General features: G+C 66.7%; 20 protein-coding genes. 12 read left to right on the top strand and 8 right to left on the bottom strand.

The genetic code is table 11. The features are described 5' to 3' along the window. Positions 1 to 41 precede the first annotated feature (41 nt). The 4 genes from B4E96_RS05790 (at position 42) to B4E96_RS05775 (ending at position 3,738) form a co-directional block, all read left to right on the top strand. Positions 42 to 1,049 carry a glycosyltransferase family 2 protein gene (locus B4E96_RS05790; protein ID WP_414632675.1) on the top strand — a complete coding sequence of 336 codons (1,008 nt, stop codon included), beginning with the start codon at positions 42 to 44 and terminating at the stop codon, positions 1,047 to 1,049. Continuing rightward, positions 1,046 to 1,879 carry a hypothetical protein gene (locus B4E96_RS05785; protein WP_286956728.1) on the top strand — a complete coding sequence of 278 codons (834 nt, stop codon included), beginning with the start codon at positions 1,046 to 1,048 and terminating at the stop codon, positions 1,877 to 1,879. The genes B4E96_RS05790 and B4E96_RS05785 overlap by 4 nt, the downstream gene beginning before the upstream one ends. A gap of 22 nt (positions 1,880 to 1,901) precedes the next feature. After that, positions 1,902 to 2,369, top strand: a complete 468-nt coding sequence (locus tag B4E96_RS05780) for a DUF3151 domain-containing protein (RefSeq protein ID WP_286956727.1) — start codon at positions 1,902 to 1,904, stop codon at positions 2,367 to 2,369. Between the two features lie 82 nt (positions 2,370 to 2,451). After that, a complete protein-coding gene (locus tag B4E96_RS05775) occupies positions 2,452 to 3,738 on the top strand; it encodes an adenylosuccinate synthase (RefSeq protein ID WP_286956725.1) in 1,287 nt (428 codons plus the stop codon). On the opposite strand, the gene B4E96_RS05770 is transcribed toward B4E96_RS05775, so the two are convergent. Further along, positions 3,739 to 4,935 (bottom strand): cobalamin-independent methionine synthase II family protein, encoded by a 1,197-nt coding sequence (locus tag B4E96_RS05770; protein WP_286956724.1) that lies wholly within the window; start codon positions 4,933 to 4,935, stop codon positions 3,739 to 3,741. A gap of 279 nt (positions 4,936 to 5,214) precedes the next feature. Between B4E96_RS05770 and B4E96_RS05765 the strand changes: the two genes are divergently transcribed. From B4E96_RS05765 to B4E96_RS05755, 3 genes are all read left to right on the top strand, one after another. Next, the gene (locus B4E96_RS05765; protein ID WP_286956723.1) at positions 5,215 to 6,216 is read left to right on the top strand and encodes an ABC transporter substrate-binding protein; all 1,002 of its coding nucleotides are present in this window, start codon (positions 5,215 to 5,217) and stop codon (positions 6,214 to 6,216) included. Between the two features lie 121 nt (positions 6,217 to 6,337). After that, complete coding sequence (locus B4E96_RS05760; protein WP_286956722.1) at positions 6,338 to 7,291, top strand: ABC transporter permease; 954 nt, start codon at positions 6,338 to 6,340, stop codon at positions 7,289 to 7,291. 2 nt (positions 7,292 to 7,293) lie between these two features. After that, positions 7,294 to 8,085, top strand: a complete 792-nt coding sequence (locus B4E96_RS05755; protein ID WP_102162115.1) for an ABC transporter ATP-binding protein — start codon at positions 7,294 to 7,296, stop codon at positions 8,083 to 8,085. 1 nt (position 8,086) lies between these two features. On the opposite strand, the gene B4E96_RS05750 is transcribed toward B4E96_RS05755, so the two are convergent. Together B4E96_RS05750 and B4E96_RS05745 are read right to left on the bottom strand one after the other, a co-directional pair. Next, a complete protein-coding gene (locus B4E96_RS05750) occupies positions 8,087 to 8,512 on the bottom strand; it encodes a pyrimidine dimer DNA glycosylase/endonuclease V (RefSeq protein WP_286956787.1) in 426 nt (141 codons plus the stop codon). Next, on the bottom strand, positions 8,512 to 10,689 hold the full coding sequence (locus B4E96_RS05745) for an MMPL family transporter (RefSeq protein WP_286956721.1): 2,178 nt from the start codon (positions 10,687 to 10,689) through the stop codon (positions 8,512 to 8,514). The genes B4E96_RS05750 and B4E96_RS05745 overlap by 1 nt, the downstream gene beginning before the upstream one ends. A gap of 188 nt (positions 10,690 to 10,877) precedes the next feature. Between B4E96_RS05745 and B4E96_RS05740 the strand changes: the two genes are divergently transcribed. The 3 genes from B4E96_RS05740 to B4E96_RS05730 all read left to right on the top strand — a co-directional run bounded on the left by B4E96_RS05740 (position 10,878) and on the right by B4E96_RS05730 (position 16,227). Then, on the top strand, positions 10,878 to 13,013 hold the full coding sequence (locus tag B4E96_RS05740) for a S9 family peptidase (RefSeq protein ID WP_286956720.1): 2,136 nt from the start codon (positions 10,878 to 10,880) through the stop codon (positions 13,011 to 13,013). Positions 13,014 to 13,097: 84 nt separating this feature from the next. Continuing rightward, positions 13,098 to 14,912 (top strand): BCCT family transporter, encoded by a 1,815-nt coding sequence (locus tag B4E96_RS05735; RefSeq protein WP_259855370.1) that lies wholly within the window; start codon positions 13,098 to 13,100, stop codon positions 14,910 to 14,912. 106 nt (positions 14,913 to 15,018) lie between these two features. Continuing rightward, positions 15,019 to 16,227, top strand: coding sequence for an NAD(P)/FAD-dependent oxidoreductase (locus B4E96_RS05730; RefSeq protein ID WP_286956719.1), 1,209 nt, complete (start codon positions 15,019 to 15,021; stop codon positions 16,225 to 16,227). Positions 16,228 to 16,345: 118 nt separating this feature from the next. Here B4E96_RS05730 and purL read toward each other — a convergent pair whose 3' ends face one another. Beyond that, on the bottom strand, positions 16,346 to 18,649 hold the full coding sequence (purL, locus tag B4E96_RS05725) for a phosphoribosylformylglycinamidine synthase subunit PurL (RefSeq protein WP_102162111.1): 2,304 nt from the start codon (positions 18,647 to 18,649) through the stop codon (positions 16,346 to 16,348). A gap of 291 nt (positions 18,650 to 18,940) precedes the next feature. On the opposite strand from purL, the gene B4E96_RS05720 reads away from it, so the two are divergent. Together B4E96_RS05720 and B4E96_RS05715 are read left to right on the top strand one after the other, a co-directional pair. After that, entirely contained in the window at positions 18,941 to 20,155 is a 1,215-nt protein-coding gene (locus B4E96_RS05720) for a Fic family protein (protein WP_286956718.1), read from the top strand. Positions 20,156 to 20,176: 21 nt separating this feature from the next. Continuing rightward, positions 20,177 to 21,112, top strand: a complete 936-nt coding sequence (locus B4E96_RS05715; protein WP_286956716.1) for a rhodanese-related sulfurtransferase — start codon at positions 20,177 to 20,179, stop codon at positions 21,110 to 21,112. Between the two features lie 38 nt (positions 21,113 to 21,150). Here the strand turns inward: B4E96_RS05715 and B4E96_RS05710 are convergent, their stop codons facing one another. The 4 genes from B4E96_RS05710 to B4E96_RS05695 all read right to left on the bottom strand — a co-directional run bounded on the left by B4E96_RS05710 (position 21,151) and on the right by B4E96_RS05695 (position 22,558). Beyond that, on the bottom strand, positions 21,151 to 21,348 hold the full coding sequence (locus B4E96_RS05710) for a hypothetical protein (RefSeq protein ID WP_102162108.1): 198 nt from the start codon (positions 21,346 to 21,348) through the stop codon (positions 21,151 to 21,153). Next, positions 21,345 to 21,530 carry a hypothetical protein gene (locus tag B4E96_RS05705; RefSeq protein WP_102162107.1) on the bottom strand — a complete coding sequence of 62 codons (186 nt, stop codon included), beginning with the start codon at positions 21,528 to 21,530 and terminating at the stop codon, positions 21,345 to 21,347. Before B4E96_RS05705 ends, B4E96_RS05710 begins: the two co-directional genes overlap by 4 nt. 94 nt (positions 21,531 to 21,624) lie before the next feature. After that, complete coding sequence (locus B4E96_RS05700; protein ID WP_102162106.1) at positions 21,625 to 21,828, bottom strand: hypothetical protein; 204 nt, start codon at positions 21,826 to 21,828, stop codon at positions 21,625 to 21,627. A gap of 55 nt (positions 21,829 to 21,883) precedes the next feature. Next, positions 21,884 to 22,558: a hypothetical protein gene (locus B4E96_RS05695; RefSeq protein WP_286956715.1), complete on the bottom strand. Its 675-nt coding sequence runs from the start codon at positions 22,556 to 22,558 to the stop codon at positions 21,884 to 21,886. Positions 22,559 to 22,652: the final 94 nt, after the last annotated feature.

The raw sequence follows: 22,652 nt of genomic DNA, 5'->3' as shown, positions 1-22,652 counted from the left end.
CACTGCCAGCCCTGCCGGCCGAGCCGGGCGTGTCCTTCATCATGCCGGTGCTCAACGAAGCCGAGCACCTGGCCGCAGCTGTCGACACGATTCTCGCCCAGGACTACCCCGGCCCCAAGGAGGTCGTGCTCGCCCTCGGCCCCTCAGCCGATGACACGACGGTCATCGCCGAGCGCCTCGCTGCCGCCGACCAGCGGATCCGCCTCGTGCACAACCCCGCCGGCGACACACCGACGAGCCTCAACCTCGCCGTCGCCGCCACCTGCCACCCGGTCATCATCCGCGTCGACGCCCACTCCGAGCTCACCGCCGACTACACCGCCACCGGCATCGCCGTGCTGCGCGAAACCGGTGCCGCCAACTGCGGCGGGCTCATGGTCGCCCGCGGCCGCACCGCCCTGCAGAAGGCCGTCGCCCGCGCCTACATGTCGCGCATCGGCCTCGGCGGGCCGGCCTACCACGCCGGCGACGAGGCCCAGGACGCCGAATCCGCCTACCTCGGCATCTACCGCCGTGAAGTCTTCGACCGCCTCGGCGGCTTCGACGCCACCCTGCGCCGCGGCCAGGACTGGGAGCTCAACCTGCGCATCCGCGAAGCCGGCGGCCGGGTGCGCTTCGACCCGCGCCTGCAGGTGACCTACTGGCCGCGCGCCGAATACCGCAAAGTCGTTCAGCAGTTCTACGCCACCGGCACGTGGCGCGCCGAGATCGTCCGCCGCTACGGCGCGAAGAACTCCCCGCGCTACTTCGCGCCCCCGTTGCTCGTCCTCGGCACCGCAGCCGCTGCCGCCAGTGCCGTCGCCGAGGCATCGGGCGCCCTGCGACAGGCTCCCGCACCTGTCCGCGTGCTCGGGCGGGTGAGCTTCGCTCCCGTGACGGCCTATGCGGCAGGGATCCTCGCGGTGGCCGCCGCTGCCCGGGACTGCGCGCCCGGTGAGCGGGCATGGTTCGCCGCGATCGTGCCGACGATGCATGTGAGCTGGGGTGCCGGATTCCTGCGCGGCACCATCACCGGAGCCAAGCAGACCGTCGATCGGAGTCGCGCATGACGAAGACCCCCGAAGGATGGACACCGGTCCCTGAGCCGCCTGAGCGCAAGAACTCGCCGATGGTGTTCATTGCGCTTGGCATCGCCGCCATCGCCGTGCTCGGCCTTGTGACCTTCAACATGCTCAGCCCTGCGAAGTCACTGACCGTCGCAAGCCTCAACAGCCCCGTTGTCGCCGCGCTCCAGGGCGGTTCGGCGCTCTACCCGGCCAACTCGAAGGAGGCGCTGGCCGAGGACGTGAAGTTCGGCTACCTGCCGGCCGTCGACCTCGCCCGCACCGCCGACGGCACCCTCGTGCTCGCCGACCCCGACGCTGAGCCCCAGGCCCTCGGACTCGACAGGCCGATCGAGCAGACCGACGACGCGACGTTCGCCGAGGCGGCGATCGCCCCCGCACCTGACTCCGAGCGCACCGGCACGACGCTGACGTGGGCGAAGGCGCTGGAGGACTTCGGCAGCGCGACCGTCCTCATGCCCGCCGTCGACGCCGACACCATCAGCGACGTCGTCGCCACCGCCGAGGAGACTGGCCGCACCGACGGGATCATCGTCCGCAGCGACGACCCTGCTGTTCTCAAGCAGGCCGGTGATGCCGGGCTGACCGCGCTGTTCGACGGTGAGGCTCCGGGCCCGGATGCCGTCGACGCGCCGATGGCCGCCGTTGCGGCCGATGCCGAGAACCTCGACGAGTGGTTGAGCAGCGACGTGAAGACGTGGGTGACCGGTGTCGCCACTGAGAGGCAGCTCGGCGAACTCGCCTCTGCCGGAGCCTACGGCGCGCTTGCCGACAACCCATTCACCATCCAGCCCTCAGCCGTCAAGACCGACTGAAGCGACCACACCAGGAGACGTGATGAACCAGCCGCTCGGAAACCCCTCGCACATCGGCAACCTGTCCGCTGACCAGATCGGCCCGCAGCCGACCTTCCTGCCCGCCGACCACCCCGACGCCGAAGCACGGGAGCGGATGAGAGCCGGTGAGGAGGCCGCCGACGTCGTCAGCGACCTGCCCGCCAGCTGCCTCGCCTGGGCGGTCCTCGCCGATGAGGCCTACGACGAGGGCCGCACCGTCGACTCGTACGCCTACTCCCGCGTCGGCTACCACCGCGGCCTCGACGCCCTGCGCCAGGCCGGCTGGCGAGGCGCCGGGCCGATCCCGTACTCCCACGAGATGAACCGCGGATTCCTCCGCGCCCTCTACGCACTCGGCCGGGCAGCAGCGACCATCGGCGAAGGTGAGGAAGCACAGCGCATCGAGCGGTTCCTGCACGAATCCGACCCCGCAGCAGCCGACCTCATCGCCTCCTCCGACAGTCTGTGACGACGGGTCCTGCCCGTCCGGTGTGACCAGGGGCTCGCGTAGACTGGCTGAGTAACGGCAGTCAAGCAAGGAGAACTCCTCGATGCCAGCACTCGTTGTCGTCGGCGCCCAGTGGGGCGACGAAGGTAAAGGCAAGACCACCGACATCCTCGGCACCCGCGTCGACTATGTCGTCAAGCCCAACGGCGGCAACAACGCCGGCCACACCGTCGTCGTCGGCGGGGAGAAGTACGAACTCAAGCTGCTGCCGGCCGGCATCCTCTCACCCAACGTCACCCCGGTGATCGGCAACGGCGTGGTCGTCAACCTCGAAGCCCTCTTCGAGGAGATCGAGATGCTCGAATCCCGCGGAGCCGACACCTCGGCGCTGCGGATCTCCGCCAACGCCCACGTCGTCGCCCCCTACCACCAGACGATGGACAAGGTCACCGAGCGGTTCCTCGGCAAGCGCGCCATCGGCACCACCGGCCGCGGCATCGGCCCGGCCTATGCCGACAAGGTCTCGCGCATCGGCATCCGCATCCAGGACCTGTTCGACGAATCGATCCTCAGGCAGAAGGTCGAAGGCGCGTTGCGGCAGAAGAACGAACTGCTGCTCAAGGTCTACAATCGCCGCGCCGTCGAGGTCGAGGAGACCGTCGAGTACTTCCTGCAGCACGCCGAACGGCTGCGGCCGATGGTGTGCGACACCTCGCTGCTGCTGGGCGAGGCGCTTGACGCCGGTGAGGTCGTCGTGATGGAGGGCGGCCAGGCGACGATGCTCGACGTCGACCACGGCACCTACCCGTTCGTCACCTCATCGAACCCGAGCGCCGGCGGTGCAGTGATCGGCGCCGGCATCGGCCCGACCCGCATCACCCGCGTCATCGGCATCGTCAAGGCCTACACCACCCGTGTGGGCGCCGGGCCGTTCCCGACCGAGCTGTTCGACGAGATGGGCGTGCGCCTGCAGAAGATCGGCGGCGAATACGGTGTCAACACCGGCCGGCCGCGCCGTTGCGGCTGGTACGACGCGGTCATCGCCCGCTACGCTGCCCGCGTCAACGGCTTCACCGACTACGTGCTCACCAAACTCGACGTGCTCACCGGCATCGAGGAGATCCCGGTGTGCGTGGCCTACGAGATCGACGGGGTGCGCCACGACGAGATGCCAGCCAGCCAGTCCGACTTCCACCACGCCAAGCCGATCTTCGAGACATTCCCCGGCTGGGAGGAGGACATCTCGGTGGCCCGCAGCTTCGAAGAGCTGCCCGAGAACGCGCAGAACTACGTGCTCGCCCTCGAGCGACTCTCCGGCTGCCGGATCTCCGTCATCGGCGTCGGACCCGACCGTGAGCAGTCGATCGTCCGCCACGAACTGCTCGACTGATCACAGCCGCGAGCCGGCGATCTCGGCTCCCCGTGCCAGTGCCTCGAGCTTGGCGGCTGCGATCTCCGGGTGCACCCGCCCGCCGAGCCCGCAGTCCGTTGAGGCGACGACGTTCTCCGGGCCGACGAGCCGGGCGAAGCGCTCGATCCGGTCGGCGACCAGCTCAGGGTGCTCGACGACGTTCGTGGCATGGGAGACGATGCCGGGGATGATGTACTTGCCGTCCGGCAGCTTCGTGTCCTCCCAGATCCGCCACTCATGCTCATGGCGGACATTGGCGGCCTCGAAGGTGATCCCAGCAGCATTGACCGAAAGCACCAGGTCGACGATCTCGGCAAACGGCAGATCGGTGACATGCGGACCATGCCATGAACCCCAACATGTGTGGAAGCGGACCTGCTGCGGGTCGATGCCACGCAGCGCATAGTTGAGCGCCTCGACACGGATCTGTGTGAACGCCCGGTAGTCCTCATAGCTGGGCTCCGGGTTGATCTGGTCGAAGTTCTCCGCGATCGACGGGTCATCGATCTGCACGATGAGGCCGGCCTCGGTGATCGCGAGGTACTCCTCGCGCAGCACATCGGCGAACGCCCAGATGAGCTCCTCCTCCGTCTCATAGTGCTCATTGGCGATCCGGGAGGCCGAGCCGGGAGAGATCGAGTTGAGGAACCCGCGCGAGATCTCATAGCCGGCCTGCTCAAGGCCTGTGGTGACATTGCGGATATCGCGAGCGACCTGCTCGTGGCCGGTGTAGCTGATCGGGCCGGTGACCTTCGGGAAGTCCGGCTGCTCACCGGTATCAGCGCCACCGGCGGGATCCGCGTAGACACCGGGGAAGAGCTGCCGGTCACGCCGGTCCCCGAAGCTCGTCAGCCGCACCTGACCCGGCTCGGAACGCACCGCCGGCTGCTCCCACAGCCCGTGTTCCGACAGAGACAGGCCCCCGGTGCGGGCGAACGAGTAATGCCACCACGCCCCATAGTCGAAGTCGGCGGCCATCGCATGACCGTACTCGCCGTCGTTGGGTTCGGTGATGCCCAGGGCGCGCTGCCGGGCCACGACATCGACGACATTCTCCGTCAGCAGCTCGTCGAATTCCTCGGCCCCGGTGTCCTCATCGCGTCGGGCTCGATTGGCGGCGATGAGCGCCTCGGTGCGGGGCAGAGAACCGGCGTGGCTCGTGCGGATCGTAGTCATTGAAGCTCCTTTCAGACAGTGTGGTCTCTCAGAGTCGAACACACGCGCAGCGTGTCCTATGCGCCGAACGTCATATGGCGACGTATATGCAGCGCTGTCCGGCCCGAACAGGTGTGCTGAGTCAAATGTCCGTAACGAATGAGCCTTCAAGGCCGTCTGTCTGCAAAGGCGTCAGGCCCCTGTGAGATAGTTAACAGGTCATGCTCACCTGGGATAGGTTGAGCTCGTTGAGCGGCCGCGCACAGAGGGGTGTGCGGCCCTCTCGCAGAGGAGGAGAACATGCGGATGACGCGCATGGCCGTGGGCTTCACGGCAGCATCGGCGGCACTGGCACTGGCAGCCTGCGGAGGCGGCAACAGCGGCGGCGAAGGAGGAGAGGGCGGTGACGGCGGCGGTCAGGAGTCCTACTCAGTCGGCATCACCCAGATCGTCCAGCATCCAGCGCTTGACGCCGCAGCAGAGGGCTTCAAGAAGGGCATGGAGGACGCCGGCGTCGACGTCGAGTACGACGAGCAGAACGCCCAGGGCGACCAGTCCAACGCAACGTCGATCGCCCAGAATTTCGCTTCCCAGGACCTCGACCTCGTACTGGCGATCGCCACCCCGACCGCACAGGCCGCAGCCCAGGCGATCTCGGATAAGCCCATCGTCTTCACCGCGGTCACCGACCCGGTCGAAGCGCAGCTCGTCGACAGCCTGGAGAAGCCCGGCGGCAACGTCACCGGCACCACCGACCTCAACCCGGTCGCCGAACAGCTCGAGCTGGTCAAGAAGATCAACCCGGATGCCACGTCCGTCGGCATCGTCTACAGCTCCGGCGAGGTCAACTCCGAGGTCCAGGTCCAGATGGCCAAGGAAGCCGCCGAGGAGCAGGGCATCGAGATCAAGGAAGCCACCGTCTCGAACTCCGGAGAGGTTGCGCAGGCCGCCGACTCGCTCGGCGACGTCGATGCCTACTACGTCCCGACCGACAACACCGTCGTCTCAGCGATCTCGACGATGGTCCAGGCCGCAGAGAAGAACGAGGCACTGCTCATCGGCTCCGAGGCCGGCCAGGTCGAAGAGGGCGCGGCAGCGACCTACGGCATCGACTACGAGGCCCTCGGCAAGCAGACTGCTGACATGGCGCTCAAGATCCTCAAGGACGGCGAGGATCCCGCGGAGATGGCTGTCGAGCAGCAGTCGGAGTACCAGCTGGTCATCAACCCCGAAGCTGCCAAGCGGATGGGCGTTGAGATGGACCAGGAATTCATCGACTCGGCTGACACCGTCGTCGAATGACCGTGCCGATGCGCTGACAGGCGCGTAGGCTGACAGTGCGGGCTGCGGCGAACGGTGCTTCCCCTTCGGACACTCCCGTTCGCTGCAGTCCGCCTCACGACTCGGAGAATCTCACCACACTATGATCGGCGCACTCGAACTCGGCATCATCTACGGCGTCATGGCGCTCGGGGTGTACCTGACGTTCAAAGTCCTCAACTTCCCTGACCTCACCGTCGACGGCAGCTTCACCACCGGCGCGGCCACCGCAGCGGCTCTCATCATCGCCGGGGTCAACCCGATCGTCGCCACCCTCGCCGCCGGCGGGGCCGGCGTGCTCGCCGGCATCATCACCGGGCTGCTGCACACCAAGGGCGGAATCGACGGGCTGCTCGCCGGCATCCTCACGATGATCGCCCTATGGTCGGTCAACCTCAGGATCATGGGCAAGGCGAACCTGCCGCTTTTGAGAGAGACGACGATCATGACGCCGCTCAAAGAGGAGCGGATCATGGGCACCTGGATGTCGGTGGCGGCCTTCCTGCTCGCCGTACTGGTGCTCAAATTCGTCGTCGACTGGTTCCTCACCACGAACCTGGGCCTGGCGATCCAGGCGACCGGCAACAACAAGGAGATGATCCGCTCCCTCGGCGTCAACACCGACAACACGACGATCCTCACCCTTGCCCTGTCCAACGGGCTCGTCGCCGCCTGCGGTGCGATCATCGCCCAATACCAGGGCTTCGCCGACATCGCGATGGGTGTGGGCCTCATCCTCGTCGGACTCGCCTCGGTCATCGTCGGCCAGGCGCTGCTGGGCTCACGCACGATCGTCATCGCCAGCTTCGCGGCGATCCTCGGCTCGGTCATCTACCGGCTCATCATCTTCTATGCGATGCGCTACGGCCTCAACCCCAACGACATGAAGGCCGTCACCGCGATCCTCGTCGTCGCAGCCCTGCTGCTGCCGCGCTGGGGTCTGCTCAAGAAGATCCCATCCCTGCGCGGGCGCGGCAACCGCGCACCGGGCCAGTTGGCGCCGGACACACAGCCGGCACCGGTCAAGACACCCGTCACCGCAGCAGAGGGGAGCTGAGCATGCTGAGCATCGAGAACATCTCCAAGACCTTCTTCCCCGGCACGGTCAACGAGCGCCGGGCCCTGCAGGGCCTGTCCCTGCACTTGGACGAAGGCGACTTCGTCACCGTCATCGGCTCCAACGGCGCAGGCAAGTCGACGCTGCTCAACACCATCTCCGGGCGGCTGCCGGTCGATGCCGGGACCATCACCATCGACAACGTCAAGGTCAACCGGATGAAGGAGTACTCCCGCGCCCGCTATGTCGGCCGGGTGTTCCAGGACCCGATGGCCGGCACCGCACCCGACCTCACCATCGAGCAGAACCTCTCACTGGCCCTCAACCGGGGACGCCGCCGCGGGCTGGGGCGGGGACTGACGAAAGCCCGCCGGGAGGCTTTCGCCGAAGAGCTCACCAGCCTCGACCTCGGGCTCGAGAAGCGGCTGAAGGCGAAAGTCGGGCTGCTCTCGGGTGGTCAGCGGCAGGCGCTGTCGCTGCTCATGGCCGGCTTCACCGAACCGCGCATCCTGCTGCTCGATGAGCACACCGCCGCCCTCGACCCCTCGCGGGCGGAGCTGGTGACGAAGCTGACCGAGCGGATCGTCGCCCAGGGCAACCTCACCACCCTCATGGTCACCCACAACATGGAACAGGCGCTCGCCCTGGGCAACCGGATCATCATGATGCACGAAGGCGACATCATCTACGAAGCCGACGCCGCCACCAAGGAGAAGCTGACGGTCAAGGACCTGCTCGGCGAATTCGCCAAGGTCAAGGGCGCCCAGCTCGACGACCGCGCGCTGCTGACCTGAGTCAGGGCCGCTCCCAGTCTTCGATCGGGCCGGGCCCGAGGTGGAACAGCGGATGGGTGCCCAGGTGTGCGTTGGCAAGCCGGGCGGCGTCGGCAGGCGACCGGAGCGCGAGTTTGGCAGCGAAATGCTGCGCCTCGAAGTCGAGCTGTCCGGTCGTGACCGGCAGCTGGGCGTGGCCGGAGCCATCGTGGATCTTCGTGCGGTCGAACCGGTAGCCGCGGGCATCGGCTTCCTCGGCTAAGCCGGACAGGTACGCGCCGATCGCAGCCAGCGGGCCGTCGGCTGCGCGGAAGCGGATCAGCTGCGGGTGGCTGCGGTAGCCGGTGGTCAGCCCTGCGAGCACCTTCTGGGCCAACAGCGCCTCACGCCAGCAGGCGATCAGGCCCTGCCGGTCGAGGTGCGCCGGATGCAGCGACCACAGCCGCATCAGGACCGCCGGGTGAACGAGCGCATCCACGGCCACCACGTCGCCCGGCCCAGATCGCAGAACAGGCCGGGGACGAGCAGTGAGCGCACGACGATCGCATCGAGCAGCACACCGAAGGCGACGATGAACGCCAGCTGGACAAGGAACATGATCGGCAGCACCGCAAGGGCTGCGAACGTTGCGGCGAGCACGATGCCTGCCGAGGTGATGACCCCGCCGGTGGTGACGAGTCCGCGCACCACCCCGGTGCGCGTGTCACGGGCAGCCATCGACTCCTCACGGACCCGCGACATGAGGAAGATGTTGTAGTCGATGCCAAGGGCGACGAGGAACACGAACGCGAACAGCGGCACCGTCGGATCCGCGCCCGGAAAGCCGAGGACATGGTTGAACACGAGCGCGGAGACGCCCATCGCGGTGCCGAAGCTCAGCACCGTGGTGAACATCAGCAGCAGCGGGGCCAGCAGCGAACGCAGCAGCAGCACGAGCACGATCGTGACGACGATGAGGATGAGCGGCATCGCCAGCGCCCGGTCGTGCTTGGCCGCCTCATTCGAGTCGAGGGCGACCGCCGGCTCACCGCCGACAGCCGTGAGCAGACGGGCATCGGCCAGCGCCTGGCGCATCTCCACGACGGTGTCCTCAGCCTCCTGGGAGTCCGGCGGATCGGCCAGCGTCGCGTTGATGAGCACATCGCCGTCGGAGACGATCGGCTCACCGGGCGGACCGCTCTGCAGGCCGGCGTCGTCGGTGGCGTCGCCGAGCGGAATGAGCCCGGTGGGCGAGTCAGCGGACAGGGCGAGGGCGTCGATCCCGGAGATCGGGTCGAGGGCGTCGACGGCATCATCGACAGCGTCTTCGTCCAACAGCACATAGGCGGGGCTGCCGGAACCGGACGGGAAGTGCTGACCGAGGGCATCCTGGCCGTCGCGGGCCTGAGAGGCGCCGAGCACGAACTCGCTCTGCGGCACGCCATCGGCCTTGAGCTGGGTGATGCCCAGCAGCGGCACAGCCAGCAGCAGGGAGACGGTGATCCAGGTGATGCGCGGGCGTGCGGTGACCGCAGCGGCGATGCGCGACCACAGGCCGTGGTTCTCCATGGTGTCCCGGCGCTTCCCACGGCCGGGGATGAACGGCCAGAACACCACCGGACCGACGGCGAACAGCAGCGCCGGCAGGAACGTCAGCGCAGCAGCCAGGCCCATCGCGATGCCGATCGCCGCGACCGGGCCGAGCGCCTGCGTGGAGGCGAGGTCGGAGACGAGCAGACACAGCAGACCGGCGATGACCGTTCCCCCGGAGGCGAGGATCGGCTCGATCGTGCCCTTCCACGCACGCCACACCGTGCGCCTGCGCTCCGGGCCCGGCGCCTCGGGAACGGCCGAGAGCTCATCGCGGAACCGGGCGACGAAGAGCAGGCAGTAGTCCGTCGTCGCGCCGACGACGAGGATGAAGAGGATGCCCTGCACCTGCCCGTTGACGGTGATGAACCCGGCGTCGGCGAGCAGATAGACGACGACGATCGACGAAGCGAGGGCGGCGAGCGCCGTCAGCAGCACGAAGACGGGGATGATGGGGGAGCGGTAGACGATGATGAGGATGACGAACACCGCGACGATCAGCAGCATCCCGTCGATGCCGGAGAACGCCTCTGCCAGATCTGCGGAGAACCCGGCCGGGCCGGTGACGAAGACCGCGAGGGCATCAGGAGCGGTGTCGGAAGCGAGCTGACGCAGCTGATCGACTCCCGCCTCGGTGTCGTCCTCGGAGACCGGGACGATGAGCTGGAGGGCTTCGCCGTCACTGGAGGGAATCGGCGGGGAGAGGTCATCGACAGCAGCCGCTTCGGCATCGGCGGCGAAGCTCTCAGCCCAGGACTGGTCATCGGGTTCGAGCCCGCCGTCGCGGGTGGCGATGATGATCGCCGGAACTCCCTCCCCGGTCCGGAACTCGCCGAGCCGGTCGGTCACCTCAGTCGACTCCGCCGAGGCGGGCAGGAACGTCGACTGGTCGTTGGTGGCGACCTCGGAGATCTTGCCGAAGTACGGGCCGCCGAGACCTGAGAGCGCCAGCCAGCCGCCGATGAGGGTGAGCACGAGCAGCCATACCCAGCCGCGGCCGCGCACCTTGTGCTCCTCGGGACGGGAGGCTGTCAGCAGGCGCGGCTGGCTATTCATGCGTTCAGAGTAGCAGTGGGGCACAGCGACAAGAGCAGCCGTGGTTGCGGTGTCCGAGGACGACGAGGAGCAGAGACCAGCGTGAGCATCGGCCTCACCACGGCGGTGGCCGTGGCCGTCTCCGTGCACAGCGTCTCGATGCAAAGGGCGAGGGTGCTGATTGCGCGGCAGGCCGTAGGCTTGAGGGTATGACGACTGCACCACATGACGCACAGGCGCCGATCGCCCAGCGCATCCCGACCGAACGCGCCCACCACGGCCACACCTTCACCGACGACTACGAATGGATGCGGGACAAGGACTCCCCGCAGGTGACCGCCCACCTGGAGGCGGAGAACGCCTACACCGCCGCCCGCACAGCACACCTGGAGGGCCTGCGCGAGACGATCTTCACCGAGATCCGCACACGCACGAAGGAAACCGACATGTCCGTGCCGGTCCGGCGCGGCAACTGGTGGTACTTCACCCGCACCGAGGAGGGCAAGGACTACGGCATCTCCTGCCGCGCCCCGATCAGCGGCCCAGACGACTGGACCCCGCCCGAGGTGGCCGACGGCCAGCAGCTGGCAGGCGAGGAGGTCATCTTCGACTCCAACGCTGAGGCTGCCGGCAGCGAGTTCTTCTCCCTCGGCTCCTTCAGCATCTCCCCCGATGGCACGAAGCTCGCGTGGGCAGCCGACCTGACCGGCGATGAGCGCTACACGCTGCGCATCCGCGACCTGGAGGCAGGCGAGGATCTGCCGGAGGTCATCGAGAACACCTTCGCCGGGGCGACCTTCGACGGCACCGGCGAATACGTCTTCTACACCACCTGCGATGACGCCTGGCGGCCCGACACGGTGTGGCGCCACCGCCTCGGGACCGGGGCGGAGGCCGACCCACAGGTGTTCCACGAACCCGACGAGCGGTTCTTCGTGGGCGTCGGGCTCACTCGTTCGCAGAAGTACGTGTGCATCGTCACCGGGTCGAAGACGACCGAAGGCTGGTGGGTGCTGCCAGCCGAGGAGCCGACCGGTGAACCGACGGCGGTGTGGGAGCGTCAGCAGGGTGTCGAGTACAGCGTCGAGCACGCGATCGTCGCCGGTGAGGACCGGTTCATCATCACCCACAACCGCGACCGCGCCGACTTCGACATCGTCGACGTGCCCGCCGCTGCCCCGGCAGGTCCCGGCCGGCCGGTGCTCGACGGGGACATGACCGGTTACCGGATCGAAGACGTCGACGCGTTCGCAGGCCACCTCGTCATCTCCTACCGGCACGGCGGATTCGCCCGCGTGGGCACCGTGGCGATCACCGCATCGGAAGCGGAACCCTACGGGAGGCTTGCGGAGATCGCCGTCGACGAACCCGTCGGCACACTCGGCACCGGCGCGAACCCGGAGTTCGCGCAGCCGCGGCTGCGGCTGACCTACACGTCGATGGTGACGCCGGGGACCGTGTTCGCCTACGACATGGACACCGGGCAGCGGACCGTGCTCAAACGCCAGCCGGTGCTCGGCGGCGTCGACCTGGGCGCCTACGAGCAGGAGCTCATGTGGGCCCGAGCTGAGGACGGGACCGAGGTGCCGGTCTCGCTTGTGTGGAAGACCGGTAGCCGGGATGCCGGCCCGGCACCGATGGTGCTCTACGGCTACGGCTCCTATGAGCTGAGCATGGACCCCGGTTTCAGCGTCAAGCGGCTCTCGCTGCTCGACCGCGGCGTCGTCTTCGCGATCGCGCATGTGCGCGGCGGCGGAGAAATGGGCCGGCACTGGTACGACGAGGGCAAGACGACCGCCAAACGCAACACCTTCACCGACTTCATCGCCGCAGCCGACCACCTCATCGGCACCGGGGTGACGAGCCCGGAGAAGCTGGTGGCCACCGGCGGGTCGGCCGGCGGGCTGCTCATGGGCGCGGTGGCGAACATGGCACCGGACCGGTTCGCCGGGATCAGTGCGCATGTGCCGTTCGTCGACGCGCTCACCTCGATCCTCATGCCGGAGCTGCCGCTGACCGTCATCGAATGGGAGGAATGGGGCGATCCGCTGCACGACGAGCAGGTGTATGAGTACATGCGCTCCTACTCTCCGTACGAGAACGTCACCGAACAGGACTACCCGAAGATCCTCGCGATCACCTCGCTCAACGACACCCGGGTGCTCTACGTCGAACCGGCCAAGTGGGTTGCCCGGCTGCGCGAGGTCGGTGCGGATGCGCTGCTGAAGACGGAGATGTCGGCTGGTCACGGCGGGGCATCCGGGCGCTATGACGCGTGGAAGGAAGACGCATTCGACTACGCATGGATGCTCGATGTCCTGGGCAGGAGCGATGTGAGCCGCTAGAGTCGAAGAAACTGATCCCGCTGCGGATCGCGTGGAACCAGAAGTCATCGCTGCGTGGTTCGTGCCGAAAGGAGACTGCGAACGATGCTGCGAAAACTCCACGACATGCTGCACCTGCGCACTTCGCCGGTGATCTTCTTCGCCTCGGCCGGCGTCATCCTGCTGTTCGTGCTCGGCACCATCGTCTTCACCGAGCAGCTCGATGCCGCGGTGTCCGCGGCCTCGGCGTGGCTGCTCGACACGCTCGGCTGGTTCTACATCCTCGGCGTGACGCTGTTCCTCATCTTCCTCATCTACATCGCCTTCTCCCGCTATGGGCGAGTCAAGCTCGGCCGCGACGACGAAGAGCCTGAGCATTCGGGCCGGGCATGGTTCGCGATGCTGTTCGCCGCAGGCATCGGCACGATCCTCATGTTCTGGGGTGTCGCCGAGCCGATCAGCCATCTCGGCAGCCCGCCGCGCGCCGGCCTCGGCATCGAGGCCGGTACCGCGGAGGCGGCCCGGGATGCGATGAACTTCACGCTGTATCACTTCACGTTCCACACGTGGACGATCTTCGCGCTGCCGAGCCTGTGCTTCGCCTACTTCATCCACAAGCGCAACCTCCCCGCTCGGGTGTCCTCGATCTTCCAGCCGATGCTCGGCGAGAAGATCCACGGCCCGATCGGCAAGACCATCGACATCGTCGCGATCGTCGGCACCGTCTTCGGTGTGGCTGTTTCGATCGGTCTGGGCACCCTGCAGATCAACGGCGGGCTCTCCCAGCTCTTCGGAGTGCCGGAGAACGCCGGCTGGCAGCTCATCATCATCGGCGTCGTCACCCTCATCGCCCTGACCTCGGTGTCGCTGGGACTGGAGAAGGGCATCAAGGTGCTGTCGAACGCCAACATCGTCATCGCCGTTGGCCTGCTGCTCTTCGTCCTCGTCACCGGCCCGACGCTGTATATGATCAAGGGCACCATCGAGTCCTTCGGTTCCTACATCGTGACCCTGCCTGAACTCGCCTTCTGGAACGACACCATTGCCGAATCCGGCTGGCAGTCGACGTGGACGGTGTTCTACTGGGCCTGGACGATCACCTGGTCGCCGTTCGTCGGCATCTTCATCGCCCGCATCTCCCGCGGTCGCACCATCCGCCAGTTCGTCACCGGCGTGCTCGCGGTGCCGGCGACCTTCTCGGTCATCTGGTTCGGGATCTTCGGCTGGGGCTCGTTTGCCATCGAGGGCATCGGCCAGCAGTCCGGTGACGGCGGACTCGTCAAGCGGGTCGTCGACGACGGCGACATCCCGGGTGCGCTGTTCGCCTTCCTCGAGCACTACCCGCTGGCCTTCGCCGTCTCCGTCGTCGCGATCCTCGTGGTCGTCGTCTTCTTCGTCACCTCGATGGACTCCGCCGCACTCGTGACCGACACGATGACGAACGGACATGAGGACTACAACCCGCTCGGCCAGCGGATCTTCTGGGCCCTGGCGATCGGGCTGGTGACCGCGACCCTCCTCGTGTTCTCCGGTTCCGGGGGGCTCGAGGCGCTGCAGTCGACGATCATCCTCGTCGGCCTGCCGTTCTTCATCTTCGGCTACTTCGAGATGTACCTGCTGCTGCGGGCCCTGCGCGAAGACGCCGGTGTGCTGCCGCCGATGCGCACGAAGCAGTGGAAGAAGGTCCTACCGCCGGAGGAGTACGTCCGTCGGCTGCGCGATGATGAGTACGACTCGAAGGACGCTGTCGTGCTGCCCGAGGCGGAGGGCGACGCCCCCGACGTCATCGACCCGTACGAACCGCAGCGCCGGTGGTTCCGCCGCTCCGATGGCACCCTGTCTTCGCGGACGGGGTCGAAGCGCCTGCCGCCGCGCGAGAGCGGACGGTATTCCGACAGGTCCGGCTCGCACCAGGAATGACGCTTCGGTCTCGGCGACGCCGCGGGCACTCAGATCTGGACCTCAGCCCGATTTTGTCTGTACATTTGCAGTAGATCAATGCCGATCACCTGAGGAGACTGTCGCTATGACCACGAGCGCGCATCCGCTGCATCACGCCATCGTCATCATCGGAGGGGGCAACGCCGGGCTCAGCGTCGCCGCCCGGCTGCGCAAAGCCGGCAAGACCGATATCGCGGTCATCGAACCGCGCGAACAGCACATCTACCAGCCCCTGCTGACCCTCGTGGGAGGCGGATGCGCTCCCGCTCGCGAGCTGCGCCGTGCCCAGGCCGACGTCATGCCGGCAGGTGTGTCGTGGATCAAGGACTCCGCCACCGAGGTCGATCCGGAAGCCCACCGGGTGAGCCTGTCCTCGGGACTGCAGATCGCCTACGACCGGCTCGTCGTCTGCCCGGGCATCCAACTCGACTTCGACGAGGTGCCGGGCATGCGCGAGGCGCTGCAGAGCCCGAACGTCTCGACGAACTACCTGCCCGAGCTCGCCCCCAAGACCTGGCAGCTCATCCAGGCCACCACCTCGGGAACGGCGCTGTTCACCATGCCGTCTGGCCCGATCAAATGCGCCGGTGCCCCGCAGAAGATCGCCTATCTGGCGTGTGATCACTGGCAGCGCCGTGGCGTGCTGGACGGCATCCGGCCGGTGCTCGTGCTGCCGACGCCGGCGATGTTCGGTGTCAAGGAGTTCTCCGACGAGCTGGAGAAGGTCGTCAAGCGCTACGGCATCGACGTGCGCTTCAACTCGGAGATGACGAGCCTCGATGCCGCGGCCGGCACTGCGACGATCCGCGACAACGCCGCCGGCACGAGCCAGGAGATCAGCTTCGACATGGCTCATGTGGTGCCGCCGCAGTCAGCGCCGGACTGGCTCAAGAACTCCCCGCTGGCCGGTGACGACTCAAAGGGCTGGATCGACGTCGACAAGCACACGCTGCAGCATGTGCGCTACCCGGACATCTTCGCCCTCGGCGATGCCGGATCGACGCCGAACTCGAAGACCGGTGCCGCAATCCGCAAGCAGGCCCCGGTGCTTGTGGCGAACCTGCTGGCCACCCTCAAGGACGAGCCGCTGGCGGAGTCCTACGGGGGCTACGCCTCGTGCCCGCTGACGACTGCGCGCGGCAAGACGATCCTCGCCGAGTTCGACTACACGATGCGCCCGACGCCGTCGTTTCCGTTCATCGACACGACGAAGGAGCGCACCGACATGTGGGTGCTCAAACGCCACGGGCTGCCGGCGCTGTACTGGAATGCGATCGTCAAGGGCATGGCCTGAGGAGGTTGCCCTCAACGCAGCACAAAAACGGTGGATGCGTCAGCCGACCGTGGCGGTGCCGTCGGTGACGACGGCGGTGAATCCGATCTGCTCGCCAGGCGGCAGTCTGGCGTCACGCTCACCCGAAGTGCTTCAGCAGCGTCGCCTCGTGGGTCTCGCGCAGCTCGGCCACGGGGATCGTGAAGTGGTCGACGAGTTCGAGGGTGGCGTTGCCGTCCTCGCCGGTGTCGGTCACGCCGATGCGGGCGAACGGGAACTTCCTAGCGGTGCACATATCGGTGAACCGCACCTCCTCGGAGCGCGGCACCGCGACGATCGCACGCGCCGTCGACTCGGAGAACAGCGCCGTGAACAGGTCGATGCCATCGCGGTCGCACACCTCATCCAGCCACACCCGCGCGCCGGTGCCGAACCGCAGAACCGCCTCGGCCAGCGCCTGAGCCAGCCCGCCTTCGGACAGGTCGTGGGCGGCATCGATCATGCCGTCGCGGGAGGCGTTGATGAGGATGTCGGCCAGCTCGCGCTCGGCTTCCGGCCGGTACTTCGGCGGCACACCGCCGAGGTGGCCGTGCACCACATCGGCCCACACTGAGCCGTCGAGCTCAGCTGCGGTCTCACCGAGCAGGTAGATCGTCTGGCCGGCATCCCGCCAGCCCGAGGGGCTGCGGCGGGAGACATCGTCGAAGACGCCGAGCACACCGACGACCGGGGTCGGGTAGATCGCGGTCTGTCCGGTCTGGTTGTACAGCGAGACGTTGCCGCCGGTGACCGGCACAGCAAGATCCTCGCAGGCGTGGGCGAGGCCGTCGATCGCCTCGGCGAACTGCCACATGATCTCCGGGTCCTCAGGGGAGCCGAAGTTGAGGCAGTCGCTGACGGCCATCGGACGGGCGCCGGAGGTGGCGACGTTGCGGTACGCCTCGGCGAGGGCGAGCTTCGCACCCTCGGACGGCTCAAGGAAGCAGTAGCGGCCGTTGGCATCGGTGGCGATCGCCACACCCAGGCCGGACTCCTCGTCGATGCGGATGACGCCGGCATCATCGGGGTAGGCCAGCGCCGTGTTGCCCTGCACGTAGCGGTCGAACTGGCCGGTGATCCAGTCCTTCGAACACAGGTTCGGGGAGCCGAGCAGCTCAAGCAGTGTGGCGCGCAGCTCCTCATCGGACTGCGGCTTCGCCAGTCCGGCGGCCTCGACGGTGTTGGCGCGGGTCTCGGCCTGCCAGGACGGTTCGGTGAAGGGGCGCTCGTAGACGGGCCCGTCGTGGGCGACCGAGCGCGGGGGCACGTCGACGATGACATCGCCGTGCCATTCGATGACGAGCCGGCCGGTGTCGGTGACCTCGCCGAGCACAGACGACTCGACCTCCCACTTGCCGGTGATCGCGAGGAACTCGTCGAGCTTCTCCGGGGTCACCACGGCCATCATCCGCTCCTGCGACTCCGACATGAGGATCTCCTCCGGCGTCAGCGACGGGTCGCGCAGCAGCACATCGTCGAGCTTGACGTGCATGCCGCCCTCACCGTTGGAGGCCAGCTCCGAGGTCGCACACGAGATGCCGGCGGCACCCAGGTCCTGGATGCCCTCGACGACACCTGCGGCGAACAGCTCCAGGCAGCATTCGATGAGGACCTTCTCGGCGAACGGGTCGCCGACCTGCACAGCCGGGCGCTTCGAGGGCTTCGTGTCGTCGAACGACTCCGAGGCGAGGATCGAAGCGCCGCCGATGCCGTCGCCTCCGGTGCGGGCGCCGAAGAGCACGACCTTGTTGCCCACGCCCGAGGCATTGGCCAGGCGGATGTCCTCATGCTTCATGACGCCCACAGCCAGCGCGTTGACGAGCGGGTTGCCCTGATAGGAGGGGTCGAACCAGGTCTCACCGCCGATGTTGGGCAGGCCGAGGCAGTTGCCGTAGCCGCCGATGCCGGCGACGACGCCGTGGACGACGCGGGCGGTGTCAGGGTGGGAGATCTCACCGAAGCGCAGCTGGTCGAGCACTGCGACCGGGCGGGCGCCCATCGAGATGATGTCGCGCACGATGCCGCCGACTCCGGTGGCCGCCCCCTGGTAGGGCTCGACGTAGGAGGGCGAGTTGTGGGACTCGACCTTGAAGGTCACCGCCCAGCCCTCGCCGATGTCGACGACGCCGGCATTCTCACCCATGCCGACGAGCAGATGCTCACGCATCTCATCGGTGACGTGCTCGCCGAACTTGCGCAGGTGGACCTTCGAGGACTTGTACGAGCAGTGCTCGGACCACATCACCGAGTACATCGCCAGCTCCGCGGAGGTCGGCCGGCGCCCGAGGATCTCGCGGATCTGCTCATACTCATTGGCCTTGAGTCCCAGCTCCGCGTAGGGCTGCTCGACGTCGGGGTTCGCTGCTGCGAACTCGACGGTCTCCTTGACGTGCTTGTCAGACATACGCCTCGTGTGGTCCTTTCGTGAAATCCCACTCGACATCCTATCTTCAAACCGCGCCCGAGGCAGTGGCCAGGCTGGCATGAGAGGGGTCGGCGGGTGGGTGAAAGGATAGGTAGAAAGCTTTCAATAGACCTATGGCGAATGAAAGGATAGAGTCTAAAGTTTCTATCCGAGGGCGAGGAATGAAAGGCTGACGCGATGATGCGCTGGGACGCAGACACATGGACCCCGTCGGCAGCGGCGCGGTCTCGTCGCGAGAGATGGGCGGGCAGCTACTGGACCTTCGTGCCGATGTCCCTGACATCCGGTGCAGACTGGCGGATCGACGCGGAACTCGCAGTCCAGGCAGCGCACGTCGAACGACGGATTCGTGCCATCGGCGACTCGGAGGCAGCCGGGGCGTTCGAGGGAATCGCCCGATTCCTCATCCGCAGCGAAGCCGTCGCCAGCTCCCGCATCGAGGGAGTTAGTCCCTCGGTGAAGAACGTGGTGCTCGCCGAACTCAGCTCGCAGGACGCTCTCAGCGGCTTTGGTCATCAGGCGGCCGAGGTGGCAGGCAACATCGCTGCAGTCGTGGCGGCTGTCGACACTCTCGGCAGTGCTGAAGCAGTGACGTGGAGCGATCTCGAAGAGCTGCAGCGACAGCTGCTGCCCGGCTTCAGTCAGCTGGGGCTGCGTGAGAGTCAGAACTGGCTGGGAGGATCGGCGGTCCACCCGGGCGAGGCCGAGTTCATCCCGCCGAAGCCAGAGGTCTTGCCGCAGGCGCTGGAGGATCTCATGGCGTTCATCAACGGGGCAGCCACAGGCGGTCTCATCCAAGCGGGACTGGCTCACGCACAGTTCGAAACGCTGCACCCCTTCGCAGACGGCAATGGACGGATCGGACGCGCCCTCATCCACACGGTGCTCACGCGGCGGGGACTGACCTCTGGAGCTGTGCTGCCCATCAGCCAGGTGCTCATGACATGGCAGCAACAGTACATCGACGGCCTGACGGCTTACCGGGCGACTCCGCCGGGTGCTTCGATGACCGGCGCCGAGCCTCCCGCCGAGCTCGACATCAGCGCAGGAGTGAACACGTGGCTGGCCTTCTTCATCACCGCAGCAGATGCAGCCGTCAGCCAAGCGGAGCGGTTCATGCAGGAGGTGCAGAGTGTGCTCGACGACTACCATGAGGCGCTCGATTCACAGCTGGACCGGCGCCCACGCAGCGATGCTGTCGTGTGGAAGCTCCTCGAGCTGCTGCCCCGCACTCCGATTCTCACCCAGCGCATCGCCGAGCAGCTGACGGGTGCCTCGGTGCCATCGGTGCGCAGAGCCCTGCAGCAGCTCAGCGCGGCTGGGATCACTGACAGTCTGGCTGTCGGCAGAGGCATCCGTGGGCATATCGCCCGGGACCTGCTTGACATCGTCGCGCACGCTGAGCGCAGAATGGCGAGCACGCGCTTCGATACGCAGGTCTCCGTGCCGGTCCGCCCGGCTCCGGCCTCGCCGCCGCCGTACTGAGCTGCGAATTAGAATGTGGCTATGTCCGTATCCAAGATCGTCCTGTTCTACGTCTTCACCCCGCTGGCCGACCCCGAGGCGGTGCGCCTGTGGCAGCATGCGCTGTGCGAGCGCCACAACCTCAAGGGCCGCATTATCATCTCCGCTGACGGCATCAACGCCACCGTCGGCGGTGAGATCCACGACGTCAAGCAGTACGTGCGCACGACGAAGAGCTACGCGCCCTTCCGCACGGCCGACATCAAGTGGTCGAACGGCACCGGCGATGACTTCCCGCGCCTGAGCGTCAAGGTCCGCCCAGAGCTGGTGACCTTCGGCAACCCCGATGAGGTCACGGTCACCGAGGACGGCGTGCAGGGCGGGGGAGTGCGCCTGGGGCCCGGCCAGCTGCACAAGCTCATGAATGAACGCGGAGACGATGTCGTCTTCTTCGACGGCCGCAATGCGATGGAAGCCGAGATCGGCCGGTTCAAGAACGCCGTCATCCCGAACACGGACACCACCCGTGACTTCATCGCCGAGATCGAATCCGGCGCTTACGACGAGTTCAAAGACAAGCCGATCGTCACCTACTGCACCGGCGGGATCCGCTGTGAGATCCTCTCGGTACTCATGAAGAACCGCGGCTTCGAAGAGGTCTACCAGCTCGACGGCGGGATCGTCCGCTACGGCGAGACCTTCGGCAACTCCGGGCTGTGGGACGGTTCGCTGTACGTCTTCGACAAACGCATGCACATGGAGTTCGGCTCCGGGGCCGAGTCGCTGGGCCGCTGCCGGGAGTGCGATGAGCCGACCCCGCTGTTCGTCAACTGCGCTGATGAGTCCTGCCGGAAGCAGTTCCTGCGCTGCCAGGACTGCACCGATGCCGGCCGGCACCCGTACTGCGGTGCGTGCGCCGCTGCCGAGGCGGTGGCGCCGGTCCCAGCGCCATCAGTTCCGGCAAAGGGGCGGGCTTGAGTCAACCGCGCTGACCCCGGGATCAGCAGCCGGTCTCGTCAGCGCTCGCGTCGTTTGCTCAGCAGTGCCCGCAGGTAGGCAGGGATGATGATGAGGAGGGCGACGAGCCCGATGACGAGCGCGGCGATGGCGATCGGGCCCTCGGGAACGAATTCGCGCACCAGCAGCAGGCCGACCATGACGAGCAGGCCGGCTGTCATGAGTGTGCCGGGGCTGGCCTTGCGTCGGGAGCTCATGGTCGTCGTCCTGCTGTCCGCTGATCGCGTGAGCGCTGCCAGAGAGTGATCGCCAGGGAGAGCACGATGAGTCCCACAGCGGCTTCAACGGAGTGCTCTGTGAGTCCGAAGCCGCCGGTGAACAGCACGACAAGGCCGAGGACTGCCGCGGCGACGGCGGCCAGGTATCCCAGATGTCTCATCAGCATCTCCTCTCAGCTGCAGGGGTCAGGCATTCACCATGTCATCGTCGGCTCGCCGAGCACAACAGGAGTCGGGCAGCGGCGCGTACTGGCCTCAGGCCGCCTGATCTCCGGGGCGGGGATGCCGCTGGGGATCACGCCGATCGCGTGAACGCTGCCAGAAGGTGAGCATCAGGGAGACCACTATCAGCCCCAGGGCGGCCTCAAAGGAGTGCTCGGTGAGTCCGAAGCCGTCACCGAACAGCACCGCGAGACCGAGGACTGACAGGACAATGGACAGTGCGTATCCGATTTTCATGTGTGTCGTCCTTCAGTGCTTGGGCCCACGTCAGTGGGCGCAGACGGATCGTCGTTCACCGCGGCCAGCAGACGACCGGGCCGACGTGCGGCCGCTTGATGGAGATTCCCTTGTCGGACCAGTTGCACAGCTCGGCGATTCCACCGGCTGCGGCGAATGCTCCGGCGATCACTCCGGCAACGCCGCCGCCGACGCCGGTCCACGACATGATCGCTGCGGCCAGACCACTGACCCCAGCGCCTGCGGCGAGCATCTTCTGGACCTTTCCCACTGCGTAATTGTCGAGCCACACCTCGAATCCCCACCAATGGGATTTGAATCCTCCATGGGATTTCTGAACGACGAGATTGCCATCGTCGGCTTGTGTGGCTTCAGCCGAAGACGAGATCTTTTCGACCTCGGAATTCGTCTTCTCAATCGCCTTCTCTACAAGTTCCACCTCTGATTCGGGAAATGTCTTTCCTGTGGGAAGGGAGAGTGAGTAGGTGCCTTTGTCGTTCTGGCTGACATACGGGTCGTATTTGTCGATGAGCTCGTCGCTCAAACCCTCGGCAGACGTGACTTTCGAATCGTTGCCCGGCCCATCTGCCGATGGAGTCTGGCTGACCGTGCTCACATCAGCGTTCTGCTTCACCTGGGTATCTGCGTATGCCGGCAGGGTGCTCGTCAGCGATGCCACCAGAGCAGCGGCCGTGAAGAGTGCACCGGTCGGCTTTTTTATCATGTGCATGTCATTGTCCTCTCGCATGTGGGCTACTCGGTTGGTGTGGCCATGCTTACGCCAATGCGAATTCGACGCCACAGGCGATGAGGTGTCATGCATC

Source organism: Brevibacterium sp. UBA7493 (assembly GCF_002479565.1).
In the GTDB taxonomy this organism is placed as follows: domain Bacteria; phylum Actinomycetota; class Actinomycetes; order Actinomycetales; family Brevibacteriaceae; genus Brevibacterium; species Brevibacterium luteolum.
The sequence above is the reverse complement of the archived record's forward strand: the minus strand, read 5'-3'. Positions and strand labels throughout refer to the sequence as shown.

Coding starts and splice junctions, on each gene's coding strand:
- B4E96_RS05735 (WP_259855370.1), top strand. CDS start 13,098: ATGCTGCGAAAACTCCACGACATGCTGCACCTGCGCACTTCGCCGGTG.
- B4E96_RS05715 (WP_286956716.1), top strand. CDS start 20,177: ATGTCCGTATCCAAGATCGTCCTGTTCTACGTCTTCACCCCGCTGGCC.
- B4E96_RS05740 (WP_286956720.1), top strand. CDS start 10,878: ATGACGACTGCACCACATGACGCACAGGCGCCGATCGCCCAGCGCATC.
- B4E96_RS05745 (WP_286956721.1), bottom strand. CDS start 10,689: ATGAATAGCCAGCCGCGCCTGCTGACAGCCTCCCGTCCCGAGGAGCAC.
- B4E96_RS05705 (WP_102162107.1), bottom strand. CDS start 21,530: ATGAGACATCTGGGATACCTGGCCGCCGTCGCCGCGGCAGTCCTCGGC.
- B4E96_RS05700 (WP_102162106.1), bottom strand. CDS start 21,828: ATGAAAATCGGATACGCACTGTCCATTGTCCTGTCAGTCCTCGGTCTC.
- B4E96_RS05775 (WP_286956725.1), top strand. CDS start 2,452: ATGCCAGCACTCGTTGTCGTCGGCGCCCAGTGGGGCGACGAAGGTAAA.
- B4E96_RS05720 (WP_286956718.1), top strand. CDS start 18,941: ATGTCCCTGACATCCGGTGCAGACTGGCGGATCGACGCGGAACTCGCA.
- purL (WP_102162111.1), bottom strand. CDS start 18,649: ATGTCTGACAAGCACGTCAAGGAGACCGTCGAGTTCGCAGCAGCGAAC.
- B4E96_RS05695 (WP_286956715.1), bottom strand. CDS start 22,558: ATGCACATGATAAAAAAGCCGACCGGTGCACTCTTCACGGCCGCTGCT.
- B4E96_RS05730 (WP_286956719.1), top strand. CDS start 15,019: ATGACCACGAGCGCGCATCCGCTGCATCACGCCATCGTCATCATCGGA.
- B4E96_RS05780 (WP_286956727.1), top strand. CDS start 1,902: ATGAACCAGCCGCTCGGAAACCCCTCGCACATCGGCAACCTGTCCGCT.
- B4E96_RS05750 (WP_286956787.1), bottom strand. CDS start 8,512: ATGCGGCTGTGGTCGCTGCATCCGGCGCACCTCGACCGGCAGGGCCTG.
- B4E96_RS05765 (WP_286956723.1), top strand. CDS start 5,215: ATGCGGATGACGCGCATGGCCGTGGGCTTCACGGCAGCATCGGCGGCA.
- B4E96_RS05790 (WP_414632675.1), top strand. CDS start 42: ATGCCGGTGCTCAACGAAGCCGAGCACCTGGCCGCAGCTGTCGACACG.
- B4E96_RS05710 (WP_102162108.1), bottom strand. CDS start 21,348: ATGAGCTCCCGACGCAAGGCCAGCCCCGGCACACTCATGACAGCCGGC.
- B4E96_RS05785 (WP_286956728.1), top strand. CDS start 1,046: ATGACGAAGACCCCCGAAGGATGGACACCGGTCCCTGAGCCGCCTGAG.
- B4E96_RS05770 (WP_286956724.1), bottom strand. CDS start 4,935: ATGACTACGATCCGCACGAGCCACGCCGGTTCTCTGCCCCGCACCGAG.
- B4E96_RS05760 (WP_286956722.1), top strand. CDS start 6,338: ATGATCGGCGCACTCGAACTCGGCATCATCTACGGCGTCATGGCGCTC.
- B4E96_RS05755 (WP_102162115.1), top strand. CDS start 7,294: ATGCTGAGCATCGAGAACATCTCCAAGACCTTCTTCCCCGGCACGGTC.